Raw genomic sequence first — 13853 nt, 5'->3', positions numbered from 1 at the left:
TTGCCCCTGATTCAGGTTGACCACGTTTCTTTCCAGTATGAAGAGCAGACGGTCTTGGATGACGTGTCATTTACCATCCACCCAGGAGATTTTCTGGCTTTGCTGGGTCAGAATGGATCAGGCAAAAGTACGCTGGCACGATTACTCAATGGCCTCTTAATGCCGACACACGGCACCATTGTTGTGGACGGCATGGATACCCGCACCATCTCGATGAATGAATTGGCCAGGCGCGTCGGATTAGTCTTTCAGAATCCTGATCATCAAATTTTTGCGGATACCGTCTGGGAAGAAGTTGCCTTCAGCGCGAAGAATATGGGTTGTTCGAAGGATGAGATTGCCGATCGGGTTCAAGAATCGTTGGCGGCTGTGGGGTTGCCCGTTGAGGGAAGTCGGGACTTAGATCCGTTTTCCTTGAGAAAAGGGGAGCGACAGCGGATTGCGGTGGCGTCCGTGTTGGCTACGAGACCGGCGGTGTTAATTGTTGATGAACCCACGACAGGGCTTGATCCCAATGAAACTGACCGGATGATGGCGATGATTCGGCGACTGAACCAACAGGGGCATACGATTGTGATGATCACGCATTCGATGGGGCTTGTTGCGGCCTATGCCCGGCGCTGTCTGTTAATGCACAGCGGGAGGATTATTGCTGATGGAACGCCTCGAGAAGTTTTTGCTGATCCGGGGTTGATCCAATCAGCATCATTAGAGATCCCGGTTATTTCCCGCTTTAGCCAACGATGGGGACAGACCTTGCTCACGGTGGAAGAAGTGAAGGCCTCCTGGAGGCGAGGATTCCCATGAGAATTGTTGCCGCTATTTACCCGGTAATGGAGAACGTGGTTGGCGTGCGTAAGATTCGTGGGGTCTGGTAAATACCGATGAATGTTTCCTTGTATCTATCCAGGAAGTCGTGGATGCATGGGTTAGATGGACGCACAAAAGTTCTGACGGTGCTTGGGGTGTTTGGATTAGCCCTGTGTTTTTCGGATCCGGTTTACTTGCTTGGAGTATTTGGATGCGTGATGGGTGGGTTAATCCTGTCTCAGGCCGGGGCCAATGTCAGGAAAATGTGGATGCTGACGGTTCTCCTGTTTGTCTATAGCGTGGCTCTCTGGCCTTTCTTTGTGGAAGGTGTGACACCTGTTCCCCTCTTGCATGGGCTTGGAGTGACCTGGGAAGGTGTCATCGTTGGTTTAGGAATGGGCCTGCGATTGTTGATTATGCTCTGGGGTGGTATTTGGTTACTCTCGACAACGACGGTGGAAGAGCTTGCGCAGGCCTCTCAGCAATTAGGACTTCCTTCACGGGCAGGGTTTGTCTTCTCACTCGCGTTCCGGTGGGTGGGAATGTTCCTAGGAGCAGGCGTGGGCGTGGTTCAAGCGCAGCGCTCACGCGGATTAGATGTATCGACCGGCGGAATTCTACAACGCATTCGTAAATATGTTCCCCTGGTGATCCCCTTGATTGGGCATGCCCTTCGTCAAACGAATCTTCTGGCGATGTCGCTGGAGTCCAAAGGGTTTCACCCCACAGCGACACGGCATTTTTATTCTTCCGGGAAATTGAGGCCCAGGGATTATGCGGTCATGAGTGTGATGCTGATTTTTGTCGGGGTAAGCCTCTGGTTGCGATGGCAGGGCGTTGGTACTCTCGATATGCGATTTTGAGAATTTAATGCCTGTATGGTTTCGCTCAAATCTAATGACAAGCCTAAAAATCCTCTCCTCTATTGTGGGATGCGGAAAGCGGTGGCTGGGTTACTTTCATAATGGAAGGATTGGCTCGCCTGGAAGCTTAAGGTCAATGGTTTGGGGTTGAGAGAGCAGGGTCAGATCCTGAGCAGGAGAGACTGTGAAGCTGGTGTGAGGTGGTAGGTACGAAATCCCTAACTTATCATTGGGGTCTGTCGGCAGGAGGTTTCTTCTGTAGCGAGTGCGACAAATTTTGAAATCTTTTTGATGCAACGGCCACAGCACTGCCGTTTGTCATTGAGTTCGAGGGCGTCCGCAAGCTTTAAGGGACAAGTGACACCCGCTTGTCCAAGTTCACGAACATCGGATTCTCTGATACCTTTGCAGATGCAGATGAACATAATAAAACCGTTACTGGATGGTGGCCCTTTCGAAAATGATAACTGTTATCAATCTAAAAATATTTTACCCGCCATCTGTGTTCATGTCAAGATCTGGATGCAGGATGTAAACTGTTGAAAATTAATATGTTATTTCTAGTTATGCGAAATTGCTTGATGTTAATATCTATCGGTTCTTTTATTCTTTCTGACAAAAAAGGTGAATGATTTGTATCGGCTATAGGAAATTTTATATGGAACTCGCCAGCTGTGTAGTAGAACGATCAGAAGGTATAGAAATTCGTATCTATGTTCAGCCGCGAGCGTCAAAAACAGAAATTATTGGGCTCCATGGGGAAGCCTTGAAGATTCGCCTTGCGGCTCCTCCGGTGGATGGTCAGGCCAATGCAGAATTATGCCGGTATTTGGCACGATATGTTGGCGTTCCCCAGAAAGATGTGCAGATGAAATCGGGAGTTAGTTCCAGGCAGAAGCGAGTTTTTATTGCAGGTAAGACCCTGGCTGATATAAGAGCAGCTCTGACGAAAAGCCCTTCCACAAAAAATCCTGAACATCCATGAGGTCAGAAACCTTCAAGGGGAGGTAGATAGAAGTGGGTGTTGGGAGTATAAAGTGTAAAATCTGTTAGATTGTTGGGTGAGTTTACATCCCTTGAAGTCACTTTTATAATGCCGATCCGTAGCTCTGGTTACAAAACTGAAATGAAAAGTTCCGGGTAAGAATCCTTTTTGTAACCATTTAAACCTCTCGGTTATTAATCAATTACATGTCTTCCATTACCCCAAAAGATGAATTTCATGAGCTATTAGTCGACCGCCTTGATGCGACTACGGCTCATAGCCTCGATGAACAACTGCGAGATCCTCGTCTGCGGGTGCCTGTTCTGGAGTTACTCATTGAATTACAAGAGATTTCGTCCAAAATACAGAGTGAAGCCGTATGGTCCCTGGGAGAGTTGAATCGAAAAGGATGCTTAGCCAGTGTCATTCCATGGCTGGATTTAGGGATTACCTTCGCCCAAGCTTCCGGCGCTCTCGGTCTGCGTTATTTCAAAGAAAGCCCCATGATTCTCGGATTTCTGGAAGGGGAGTCGAATCGAGATGAATTGTTGGCCCATGTGCTGGAACTAGCCGATGGGTCAAATGAGGCCGCCCCACAATGTGCGTACGAATGGTTCAAGGTGCTTCCCCAGGTATGTGGGGAGATGGCTATTCCTGAGCTTCAGGAATGGGCCCGACTAGGGATGGACCTGTCCGAATGGAATTATGTGTTAGGAAATGAGTTTTTCCGTGAGTGTCCCTCCATTGCTAGAGCTGTTCCGTTGGAATCGGCCAAGTCCTGGATTGGGTTTGGCATGAAGCTCATGGTTCAAAACAGCTTTGGGAAGCCTGATTACATTGGAACCTTGGAGTTTTTTCGAACGAGTCCAAGTCTGTTTCTTGAGTTCAATGACGCGAATGTCAAACAACGTGTCATTGATCTAGGTTCGAGGCTTGCGGATCATTCTCCTGAGCAGGCGATAGTGTTTTTGGCCAAGGCCACAGAAGACCTGGCTAGGGTCTCGACGGTTGAGTGGAAGATTCGAATCTTACAATTCGGCCTTCTTGTAGCGGATCGAGATCCCGAGGCGACTCTCGCGTATTTTGCCCGGGTTTCCGAGGTCGTCGGCTTGGCCTGCAAAGAGGACGATACCGGTGTGTTTGACGCATGGTTTGGTCAGGGGATGGAAGCTTTGGAATATAGCGTTGAGGCTGGACGAGCCTTTTTTGGTCTGGAAACGCAACAGGCCTGTTCAGCAGTAGAGCAGGCGATGAGCGGCGTGTCGCTTCGTCAAGTCGCCCGATCATTGAAAATGTTTGCAAGGGCGTTGTGTGGAGAGGATGTGGCCATAGAAGGAATCCCCGAGGGAGGAGGAGGTTCGGTCGGCGCCAGTCACATGTCAGCGAGTCCTGCCTCCGAAAAAGCTCGGGTGAGCACCGATGGAAAAACGGTATATCTTCCCCTGGTCATGAGGCGATCGGAGTCCAGGGAAGGAAACCGACGATGGTACACGGTCATGGTCGCTCATGAGGTTGGGCATGTGGAATTTGGAACCTATGCGCTCTCGACTCAAGTGTTGCAACGTGTGGCTACCGGGGTGCAGATTCGGTACGAAAAAGAAGCTCTCAGCCAGAAGAGAGGCGTTCACACATTGGGAAATCTCTTTCAACTCTACCCGCAACCGGAGATTATCCGGGATTTGTGGGAAATTGTGGAAGATGCTCGAATTGACTATTTGCTCCGTCATGAATACCCGGGATTACAAGAGGATTTGACGTCATTGACAAAGGAAGCGATGGAGCTTCGCACGCTCTCCCATGGGATGACGGCTCGTGAGATTGTGCTGGACGCATTATTGTTGCTCTATGCCGGGTTTACCAAGGAGGACTTCACTCGTCCGGGACTTCAAGAAGTGATTGATGATATCTGGCAGATTGCCCGAACGATTTTACACCCCACCGCGACAGTCGATGAATCAGTGGAACTGGCCGACCGGCTCTACCAGGAATTGGAACGCCGAATTGGAACTCTGGCGAAGGACAATCAAGAACTTGAACCCTTTTCCAATACTTCCGAGGTTTCTGATTCAGGCGGACAGCCTGAAGCGGCTGAACACTTAGAAGAGGCGTATCAGCCTTTGAGTAACTGGGGGTATCGTGGCATTCTCAATCCAGACCATGTCAAAGGAGGGGAAGAGGAGGAACAGGCGTCGAAAGGGCAGACAGGAGGGCAACAGGATCAAGGTGCTCAGATGGGGGGAAATGCTGGGGGAGATTCACCCAGCCAATTAGAGCATCGATCTCCTCACCAACCCGATCCTTCGCAAGATCCCAAGAAACCAAATTTTGGTGAGTCGCCTATGCAGCAATGGTTTCAACCGACGCTTCGTTCGGGCGATGGGCAACAGGGAGCTCGTCTGCGTGAGGGAGAGTATCTCTATGAGGAGTGGGATGGGACGGTACGTGACTATCGACCCCAATGGTGCCGTGTGATCGAACAGGCTGGCCGTGAAGGGTCACCCGACTTTGTGGATGAAACGTTTCAAACGTATGGGCCGATTGTGCGACTCATTCGCCGTTATTTTGAAGCCATTCGTCCGGAAGCCTTTCGTCGAATGGGACGCCAATCCCATGGGGAGGACATTGATTTGGATGCCTTGGTGAATTGGATGGTTGATCGACGGCAAGGAAACGATTCTTCCGATCAGGTGTATGCCACCAGACAAAAGCGTGATCGACAGGTTGCGGTGGCGTTTCTGGTGGATATGAGCGGATCGACCGGACGCCAGATCGGCGCTCGAGCGCGTCCCGTTATCGACATTGAAAAGGAAGGCTTGCTCCTGCTCTCGGAAGCCTTGTCTGCGATTGGCGACCAATATGCGATGTACGGCTTTTCCGGGCAAACCCGGCAATCAGTGGAGATTCATGTCTTGAAGGATTTTGACCACCGGTCCGGGGGGCGTGTCGGTTTGAAAATTAGCGGAGTAACTTCCAAACAGCAAAACCGTGATGGCGCGGCGATACGACATGCGACGCACCGATTGAAGCAGCAACCGGCGAAAGTCCGGCTTCTCATCCTGATCAGTGATGGGAAACCGTTAGATGATGACTATGCGGATGAATACTCGTTGGAAGACACCAAAATGGCTCTTCGGGAAGCTCGTCTTCAAGGCGTCCATCCCTTCTGCATTACCATTGATCAAGCTCCAACCGATTATGTAAAACGGATGTATGGGGAAATTGGGTATGTGGTCGTCGATGAAGTCGAATCACTTCCAATGAAGTTGCCGAAAATTTATCAACGGCTTACGGCCAGATGAGCTGATATGGGAGAGATATGACCAGTTTACCTTCACACCCTGATGTGCCACCGTGGCTGTATAAGTTGTTTACCGGGCATCAATATCCCTATGTTCGACGGCAGGCGAAGTTTGACCGGAAAGATCGGCAGGAGGACGGAGAACGGTTCGAACCAACGAAGGAAGATATCTGTGAAAAATTTTGGGAAATCTTTCCTCGCTGCACGACAAAAATGCTTCAAGAGGTCAAGGTCGGTATGATTGTCGCATTCAAAGAATTAGGAGGGTATGAGGCGGGAGCCTACCAGGAGTTTATCGACCATCCGGAAGAGTTCCTGAGTCGGGAATACGGAAAGAAAAAAATCAAGGTGAATTTTTATGATGGGGATAATTTTGTGTGTACGATCAACTTTAAAGTCGCAGGGTGGACGAGCCATGACGATGATTAACCCCGCATGGCTGGCAACCCCTTCAAAGGAATGGGTGGTTTCATGAGCCGTATCAAAGTGACTGTGGTTGGGGCTGGAAATGTTGGAGGGTCCATCGCGCAACGGTTGGCAGAAAAAAATTGGTACGACATTGTGCTGGTCGATATCGTCGAAGGTCTGCCGCAGGGGAAAGCCTTGGACCTGGTCGAAGCCGGCCCAGTTTGTGCCTACGATTCCGCCGTGACTGGAACGAATCACTATGAGGCCACCAAGGATTCTGACGTCGTGGTGATCACGTCAGGCGTGCCTCGCCGGCCGGGGATGAGCCGGGATGAATTATTGGAAACCAATACCAAAATCGTGTCAGCCGTAGTCCGTGAGACGGCCAAACGTTCCCCTGATGCCATTCTCATTATTGTTTCCAATCCTCTTGATGTGATGACTCACGTTGCGCATCGGGTGAGTGGATTTCCTCGAAACCGGGTACTTGGGATGGCGGGAGTGTTGGATTCGGCACGATTCCGGGCCTTTATTGCGGAGGCCTTGCAGGTCTCGGTCGAAAATATTCACGCGATGGTCCTGGGAGGCCATGGGGATTCAATGGTGCCCTTGAATCGATATACCACGGTGGCAGGAAGACCGGTGACCGAATGGTTGTCGCCGGAGGCCTTAGAGGCACTGATTAAGCGGACTCGCGAGGGAGGAATCGAAATCGTCAATCTGCTCAAGACCGGGAGTGCCTATTATGCCCCGGCTGCTTCGGTCGTGGAAATGGTTGAGGCGATCTCTAAAGATCAAAAGAAAATCCTTCCCTGCGCGGCCTTGTGCGCGGGGGAATACGGTTTTAACGATCTCTTTCTGGGTGTGCCGGTGAAATTAGGGGCAGGCGGGGCGGAAGAGATTATTGAATATGCGCTCACGCCACAGGAACAGGCAGCTCTGGAGGTCTCAGCCAAGGCCGTTGGGGAATTGTGTGGACAGGTTGATCAAATGATGAAGAAGACCACCACCTAACCTGGCGGATGGCAGGACGAGTTTTGCCATCTTTTTCCTTCACTGAATAGGTGTGCTTTCTGGTTGTCTTATTGCCTTGACGACTTTAGCGACCCGTTCGTATAGTGAGTCGTGCTCGTGCTCTTAACCCACCTTGACGCCTAATTTCCCTTTGGAACATGGAAGGAAATTTGGTTTTTCGAGGAAGGGATTTATAAAAAATACCGTAATCCAAATATTGAAAATAATGGATACATGTATGTGGGCCCAAACCATTGATCAAGGGGGCTTCGGTGGATAACGTATTTGCACCTCGGGTATTGCGGGAGGTAAAGGGTGAACCAGGTGAAATTGAATCGTACCGCCAGGAGGGGGGATATGATGCTTGGGTTCAGTGTGTCACGAAGAACGATCCGCATACCATTATCGCACAATTAAAAGAGGCCCATCTGCGAGGACGGGGAGGCGCTGGATTTCCTACCGGACTGAAATGGGACAAGGTGGTCAATCATCGCGTCAAAGAGCGATACTTTGTCTGTAATGCCGGGGAGCATGAACCTGGAACGTTCAAAGATCGATATCTGATTCGGCATCACCCTCACCAACTTTTGGAAGGATGTCTGATTGCCGCGTTTACCGTTGGAGCGAAGGCGGCTTACATCTATTTAAATCATGAATTCTCTGAAGAACGAGCTATCTTTGAGCGGGCTAAAGAGCAGGCTACAGCTCAGGGCTTATTGGGAAAGAATTTTCTTGGCACAGGTCTCACCCTGGATATTGAAATTTTTGATGGATATGGCAGTTACGTGGCGGGTGAAGAAACCGCGATGTTGGAATCGATGCAGGGTCGTCCGGCGCAGCCCAAGCAAAAGCCACCGTTTTATCCCACAGAGTTTGGACTGCATGGCAAACCGACCTTAGTCAATAATGTTGAAACGCTGTCGAATATTCCCCAACTCTTACGAAATGGACCGGAATGGTTTCGACAGGTAGGCACCAGTACCACTCCAGGGACGATGTTGTTTTCGCTCAGTGGAGCGGTGAATCGACCCGGTGTGTATGAACTGCCGTTGGGAACGTCCATTAGACATCTGATTGAGGTATGTGGGCAGGGCGTGCCGAACGGACATGGTGTCAAAGCCGTATTCCCCGGTGGGCCATCCTTTTCCATGGTGGGAGCGGATCAATTAGAATTATCCATGGATTTCGATTCGCTTAAAAAAGCCGGCACTGGATTGGGGTCTGCCGGCGTCATTGTTATCGATGATGCGACGTGTATGGTGGAGCAAACGCTTAAGTTTTCAGGATTTTTTGAACGGGAAAGTTGCGGACAATGTCCACCTTGCCGGATTGGTACCCAAGAATTAGCTATCTTGATGAGAAAAATTGAAGATGGATCAGGGGAAGAGCGCGATCTGGCCAAACTTTTGCAAATTTGTGGATTTGTCAAAGGCACCGGGTTTTGTACCCTGGTCACGGGAGCTGCGGTATTGGTACAAAATAGTTTACGCCTGTTTCGCCAAGAATTCGAAGAACATATTCGCCTGGGGCGATGTCCGTTCAAGCCTGTTCCAGTTGGTGCTGAGTAAGGAGAAGACTGTATGCCTCGCGTCACATTTCTTCATCCGGAGGGTAAATCCGGCGAAGTTTCTGAAGGCCTTTCCCTCTTAGAAGTCGCGGAGAAACTCGGATTTGCCTTGAATCATGATTGTGGCGGGAACGCCTCCTGCACGACTTGCCGGGTGGATGTGATTGCAGGCGAAGAGAATCTTTCTGATATCGACTTTGATGAGCAGGATTTGCTTGATCGAGAAGCGCTGACTGAGCCTTACCATCGATTAGGCTGTCAGGCTCGAGTATTAGGGGATGTAATTGTGCAGGTCCCAGAAGAAAAATGGGGTGAAGCCGAAGTCGAACAATCTTTGTAAATTGGCCCTTTTCTCACGAAAAGGTAGGAGGTAAGGGTATCCACATCACAGATGCATTGTTCATGAAACTCCTCGCAAAAAGAAAGAATGCTGAGACCGACTGCCATGCCGACCACATCCTCGATCACCAGAACCTATAGGTTTTGTGCTGCACATCGATTGCATACCGATCAATTGCCCGACGATATCAATCAAAAGATCTTTGGCAAATGTAATAACTTGAACGGGCATGGGCATAATTATACGGTTCTGGTGACGGTGAGCGGAGAATTAGATCCGCGTACAGGGTTGATCACAAACGTGGACGACTTGGATCACCTCGTGAAAGATAAGATTGTCGATCGTTTTGATCATCAACATCTCAACTTTGATCCCGCCTTTGCCCGCGTCACGACAACCGGTGAGAATTTAGCCCGTTTGCTTTGGGATCTGCTGGTTGATCAGATTCCTTCCGGGCAATTGGCGAAAATTGGTGTGATTGAAACCAGAGATAACTATTTTGAATATATTGGCACACCCAGAGTGCCCAACGATTCTTTCAACAGAAACGGGATAAAGGAGAGCTAATGCGGACCAAGCCGAAGCGGCCCTCATCTACCACATCACGGGCTGTCGTCCGGGAAAACAGCGAGCCGGTCAGTGGACCTAATCTTGCGAACCTGGAAATCATCGTGAAGCAACTATTGGAAAATCTTGGTGAAGATCCCCGACGACATGGATTAACCGATACGCCCAAACGGGTGGCCAAATCCCTGGCCTTTCTCACGAAAGGCTATCAACAAGATATCGATGAATTGCTGAATGGGGCTCTGTTTCCCATTGAATATGATGAGATGGTCATCGTGCGCGATATCGATTTTTTCAGCCTCTGTGAGCATCATCTTTTACCGTTTTTCGGGAAATGCCATATCGGGTATATTCCCAACAAGCATGTGGTGGGTCTCAGCAAAATCCCCCGAGTCGTCGATGCCTTTAGTCGTCGTTTGCAAGTCCAGGAACGGTTGACAGTTCAGATTGCCCACACCCTTCACACGAAGCTCAAGCCGCGAGGGGTAGCTGTTGTCATGGAAGCCCGCCATCTCTGCATGAGTATGCGTGGGGTAGAAAAACAGAATACGGTGGCAGTCACCAGCGAAATGCTTGGTGTCTTTCGGAAACAAGAACAAACCCGTAACGAATTCCTTAAGCTCATCCGCCAGCGCGGATGCGACGGGGATTAGATGCTCCTCTATTATCATCTTTCCCGTTCAGAATCGGCAGGTGTCTGTTCTTTTCTAGAGATTTGATTCTTTTAACGGAATCAGGTTTAATGTCACATTATTGAGTTTTTATATGTGTCCCCAGGGAAGGGCATGTCGCGCAGGAGGCGCCGGTCTCATCCTTGTTTCTTCCTTCTGGTGCTGTGTTTTGATGGCCTGCTTGACTGCAGGATGGAAGAGTCCCATCTTAAGATGAGATAGGACATGAGTCTTTCATGAGAGTTTTCCCTAGAGGGCATTTCTCTGTGACCTCACTTTGATTTTTTAATTTTCCTTCCTGTTAGGCCCGTCTTTTCTCTATTTCTCCAGTCCCTACCCAATAACCTGGATCGGATGTTTTTCTCATCGGTTTGGCGTTGCGGCAATACTTATAACCGGTGTGTCGTGAGGAAGCTCCGAAGTGCTTCATTGAACGCGGCAGGTTGTTCGAAGTTGGATAGGTGCCCGGCTTCAGGGATGGTGACCAGGGTTGAGCCGGCTATCCGCTCGGCTATGTAATGAGACTCTGCAACCGGGGTGGCGACATCATTTTCGCCCACAATAACTAAAGTCGGGCAGGTCATTGTGGATAAAAGATCCGTTGAATCAGGTCTGGCGGCCATCGCCACCAAATCGACGACGATTCCCGCTGTTGACGTTTGGAGAATCATCTGTCGAACTTGCTCCACAATTTCAGAATGATGCTCAAGGGTTGAAGGAGCCAGAAGTTTAGGAAGCATGAGGTCGGCAATGGCCGATGCTCCATCGCTAAACGCCACTTCAGCCATCGAACGCCGTCCAGCTTTCCCTTCCTCACTATCCGCTTGGGCCCTCGTGTCTGCCAAAACCATTGCGTGCACCCGATTGCTATAATGTCGATAGATTGAAAAGAGGATATACCCGCCCATGGACAAGCCCACAAACACCGCTTGAGCAATCCCGAGATGATCGAGCAAGTGGATGACACCCTTGGCATAATGGTCCAACGTATCATTCCATAAGACGATGTCGGATTCTCCATGTCCTCCAAGGTCGATAGTGATCACTCGATAGCTGTCCTTCAGCGCATCGACTTGAGGTTGCCACATGGTTTTGGAAAGTGGAAAGGCATGGATGAAGACGAGAGGCGTGCCGTTCCCTTGATCGGAATAACCGACTGTGACTCCATCAATGACAGCCTTCACCGTTCCCTCCTTTTTCGTCCAGAGTCGCCAGATCGATTCTTTTTGAGAGCTTCAACTAAAGTGTCATAAACCGGGTTCATTTGCGGGTACATGACCGGTGGTTATAGCATACTGAGAATAAAGAGGTAATCACGAAATCGGTTCACAGAAATGCCTTGGGGGTAAGTGAATTTTCATGGAATTATTTGAGTCACAGTCCCAGGAAGATCTTTTCCCTATTCAGGATCCTTCCGATAACCGTCATGCTCCATTAGCGGAGAGGATGCGGCCGAAGGATTTTGAGGAGTTTGTGGGGCAGGAAGATGTTCTGGCCGAAGATCAGCCGCTGCGTATGGCCATTGAACATGATCGTGTGCCCTCACTTATTTTATGGGGGCCGCCGGGGACGGGGAAGACGACGTTAGCGAATTTAATTGCCCAAAAAACCCAGGCGACATTCGTGCCATTTTCAGCGGTGCTGAGCGGGGTTCCAGAGTTGCGCGGATTGCTGAAAACGGCTCAACAACGTCGCAAGGTGTCAGGGCAGCGAACACTTCTTTTTGTGGATGAAATTCATCGATTCAATAAAGCGCAACAGGATGCCTTCCTCCCCTATGTCGAACGGGGAGATATCATACTCATTGGAGCCACCACGCAGAATCCTTCTTTTGAAGTGATTGCCCCGTTGTTGTCGCGGTCCATGGTGGTGGTGCTTCAATCCTTAAACGAGGAGGCGTTGAGGCATATCTTGAATCGTGCCCTTTTAGATACAAAGCAGGGGCTCGGTTCTTCACGCGTCACCCTGACTCCCGACGCTCAGCAACTGTTGATTGGATATGGCAATGGCGATGCGCGTTCGATGTTAACGGGGCTGGAATTCGTCGTGGGTCAATATGCGAAGCCAGGCAAACCTACCACCATTGATCACCTGCAAGTCGAGCAAGCCCTGAAGCAGAAGGCTTTACGCTACGACCGGGATGGGGAGGAACATTACAATCTAATCTCGGCTTTTATCAAAAGCATGCGGGACTCCGATCCGGATGGGGCGTTGTATTGGCTGGCGCGGATGCTGGAGGGCGGAGAAGATCCCAAGTTCATTGCCAGGCGCATGTTGATTTTTGCGTCGGAGGATATCGGGATGGCCGACCCGCAGGGGCTCTTGATTGCCTCGGCGGTTTTCCATGCGGTTGAGGTCATCGGTTTGCCTGAAGCACAAATCAACCTGGCCCATGGGGTCACCTATTTGGCTACGGCTCCCAAGAGCAATGCGTCGTATGCGGCCCTCCTGGCCGCAAGGAAAGATGCGAAAGAAAAAGGCAATCTGCCGGTCCCGCTTCATTTACGAAATGCGGTGACTTCGTTGATGAAGGATTTAAGCTATGGGAAAGACTATCGTTATGCCCATGATGACCCCAAGGGTGCCAAAGTTCAAACTCATCTTCCTAAAGAATTAGAAGGCCGCCGGTATTATCTACCCAAGAATTCTTCTCCGACCGATGAAGAAGATACCAACGCCCCTTGATGATGTAATCTGAAATCTGCTGGCCTGTCCTGAACTTAACACGAAGCTGAAAAACTGCCAGTTAATTCTTTTTATAGGCTTGGGCGAGGTCTTTAATCATTGGATAGTGTTTGGTATTGAGAGTTTTTAGTTCAAGGTTGTGGGTGGCGGCGGTGGCCGCAATCAACGCATCCGGTATTTCAACGCCATGAGACCGGCCGAATTGGCGAACCCAATCTCCACCCATCTCGGCAATCGTTCGGGTTACATCATAGTGAGGAATGGCTGAGAGGAACTGTTCAAAGGCCTGCTCTTCTTCTCTCCCTTTGATGCCGGCCCGTATTTCAGCAATCGTGATGACGGAGAGGCCTATCCTGTCTATATGCGTTTCCATCAAATCGCAGGCTAAGTCGAAACCTTTGAGATAGTCGATCAAGACATCCGAATCGACCAAGAAGGGTCTGCTCACGTTTGAGCCCTTCGGCTCCATCCTGATCGAAGGTCACGTAAGGCGGGGAGGTCCTTTCGATTTTTCCAGAGGCCTCGGGCTTGTTGAATGCGGGTGAGGCGCTGGGAGGGTGTATATTTTTCAATTAACTCGTCGACGGCTTCTCGAATCAACTCACTTTGCTTCACTCCCCGCGTCAGGGCGATGATTTCCAACTG

14 protein-coding genes are annotated in these 13853 nt (G+C 50.0%); 11 read left to right on the top strand and 3 right to left on the bottom strand.

Translation table 11 applies throughout. From position 1 onward, the window contains the following. From AAH187_RS16615 to folE, 10 genes are all read left to right on the top strand, one after another. On the top strand, window positions 1-807 hold an 807-nt coding region (locus AAH187_RS16615), incomplete at its 5' end, for an ATP-binding cassette domain-containing protein (RefSeq protein WP_342349597.1). A gap of 113 nt (window positions 808-920) precedes the next feature. Beyond that, window positions 921-1673: an energy-coupling factor transporter transmembrane component T gene (locus AAH187_RS16610; protein WP_342349596.1), complete on the top strand. Its 753-nt coding sequence runs from the start codon at window positions 921-923 to the stop codon at window positions 1671-1673. Between the two features lie 658 nt (window positions 1674-2331). Next, entirely contained in the window at window positions 2332-2658 is a 327-nt protein-coding gene (locus AAH187_RS16605; protein ID WP_342349595.1) for a DUF167 family protein, read from the top strand. 206 nt (window positions 2659-2864) lie between these two features. Next, window positions 2865-5957 (top strand): VWA domain-containing protein, encoded by a 3093-nt coding sequence (locus AAH187_RS16600; RefSeq protein ID WP_342349594.1) that lies wholly within the window; start codon window positions 2865-2867, stop codon window positions 5955-5957. 17 nt (window positions 5958-5974) lie between these two features. Next, a complete protein-coding gene (locus AAH187_RS16595) occupies window positions 5975-6385 on the top strand; it encodes a hypothetical protein (RefSeq protein WP_342349593.1) in 411 nt (136 codons plus the stop codon). A 42-nt stretch (window positions 6386-6427) separates the two neighbouring features. After that, complete coding sequence (gene mdh, locus AAH187_RS16590; protein ID WP_342349592.1) at window positions 6428-7378, top strand: malate dehydrogenase; 951 nt, start codon at window positions 6428-6430, stop codon at window positions 7376-7378. Between the two features lie 272 nt (window positions 7379-7650). Then, on the top strand, window positions 7651-8946 hold the full coding sequence (gene nuoF, locus AAH187_RS16585) for an NADH-quinone oxidoreductase subunit NuoF (RefSeq protein ID WP_342349591.1): 1296 nt from the start codon (window positions 7651-7653) through the stop codon (window positions 8944-8946). Window positions 8947-8958: 12 nt separating this feature from the next. After that, window positions 8959-9285 carry a 2Fe-2S iron-sulfur cluster-binding protein gene (locus AAH187_RS16580; RefSeq protein ID WP_342349590.1) on the top strand — a complete coding sequence of 109 codons (327 nt, stop codon included), beginning with the start codon at window positions 8959-8961 and terminating at the stop codon, window positions 9283-9285. A 105-nt stretch (window positions 9286-9390) separates the two neighbouring features. After that, window positions 9391-9852 carry a 6-carboxytetrahydropterin synthase gene (locus AAH187_RS16575; protein ID WP_342349589.1) on the top strand — a complete coding sequence of 154 codons (462 nt, stop codon included), beginning with the start codon at window positions 9391-9393 and terminating at the stop codon, window positions 9850-9852. Then, window positions 9852-10505, top strand: coding sequence for a GTP cyclohydrolase I FolE (gene folE / locus AAH187_RS16570; protein WP_342349588.1), 654 nt, complete (start codon window positions 9852-9854; stop codon window positions 10503-10505). Before AAH187_RS16575 ends, folE begins: the two co-directional genes overlap by 1 nt. Window positions 10506-10912: 407 nt before the next feature. Here the strand turns inward: folE and AAH187_RS16565 are convergent, their stop codons facing one another. Then, window positions 10913-11707, bottom strand: coding sequence for an alpha/beta fold hydrolase (locus tag AAH187_RS16565; RefSeq protein WP_342349587.1), 795 nt, complete (start codon window positions 11705-11707; stop codon window positions 10913-10915). A gap of 175 nt (window positions 11708-11882) precedes the next feature. Here AAH187_RS16565 and AAH187_RS16560 point away from each other — a divergent pair, with 175 nt between their 5' ends. Then, window positions 11883-13208: a replication-associated recombination protein A gene (locus AAH187_RS16560; RefSeq protein WP_342349586.1), complete on the top strand. Its 1326-nt coding sequence runs from the start codon at window positions 11883-11885 to the stop codon at window positions 13206-13208. Window positions 13209-13269: 61 nt separating this feature from the next. Here AAH187_RS16560 and AAH187_RS16555 read toward each other — a convergent pair whose 3' ends face one another. Next, window positions 13270-13656: a type II toxin-antitoxin system VapC family toxin gene (locus AAH187_RS16555; protein WP_342349585.1), complete on the bottom strand. Its 387-nt coding sequence runs from the start codon at window positions 13654-13656 to the stop codon at window positions 13270-13272. Continuing rightward, the coding region (locus AAH187_RS16550) for a ribbon-helix-helix domain-containing protein (protein WP_342349584.1) at window positions 13653-13853 on the bottom strand (201 nt) is incomplete at its 5' end. The genes AAH187_RS16555 and AAH187_RS16550, both read right to left, overlap by 4 nt.

This window comes from uncultured Nitrospira sp. (genome assembly GCA_902500695.1).
Lineage (GTDB): Bacteria > Nitrospirota > Nitrospiria > Nitrospirales > UBA8639 > Nitrospira_E.
The sequence above is the reverse complement of the archived record's forward strand: the minus strand, read 5'-3'. Positions and strand labels throughout refer to the sequence as shown.

Bases quoted from the DNA above. Each gene is read 5' to 3' on its own strand.
- AAH187_RS16610 (WP_342349596.1), top strand. From the start codon at position 921: ATGCATGGGTTAGATGGACGCACAAAAGTTCTGACGGTGCTTGGGGTG.
- AAH187_RS16605 (WP_342349595.1), top strand. From the start codon at position 2,332: ATGGAACTCGCCAGCTGTGTAGTAGAACGATCAGAAGGTATAGAAATT.
- AAH187_RS16600 (WP_342349594.1), top strand. From the start codon at position 2,865: ATGTCTTCCATTACCCCAAAAGATGAATTTCATGAGCTATTAGTCGAC.
- AAH187_RS16595 (WP_342349593.1), top strand. From the start codon at position 5,975: ATGACCAGTTTACCTTCACACCCTGATGTGCCACCGTGGCTGTATAAG.
- mdh (WP_342349592.1), top strand. From the start codon at position 6,428: ATGAGCCGTATCAAAGTGACTGTGGTTGGGGCTGGAAATGTTGGAGGG.
- AAH187_RS16580 (WP_342349590.1), top strand. From the start codon at position 8,959: ATGCCTCGCGTCACATTTCTTCATCCGGAGGGTAAATCCGGCGAAGTT.
- AAH187_RS16575 (WP_342349589.1), top strand. From the start codon at position 9,391: ATGCCGACCACATCCTCGATCACCAGAACCTATAGGTTTTGTGCTGCA.
- folE (WP_342349588.1), top strand. From the start codon at position 9,852: ATGCGGACCAAGCCGAAGCGGCCCTCATCTACCACATCACGGGCTGTC.
- AAH187_RS16560 (WP_342349586.1), top strand. From the start codon at position 11,883: ATGGAATTATTTGAGTCACAGTCCCAGGAAGATCTTTTCCCTATTCAG.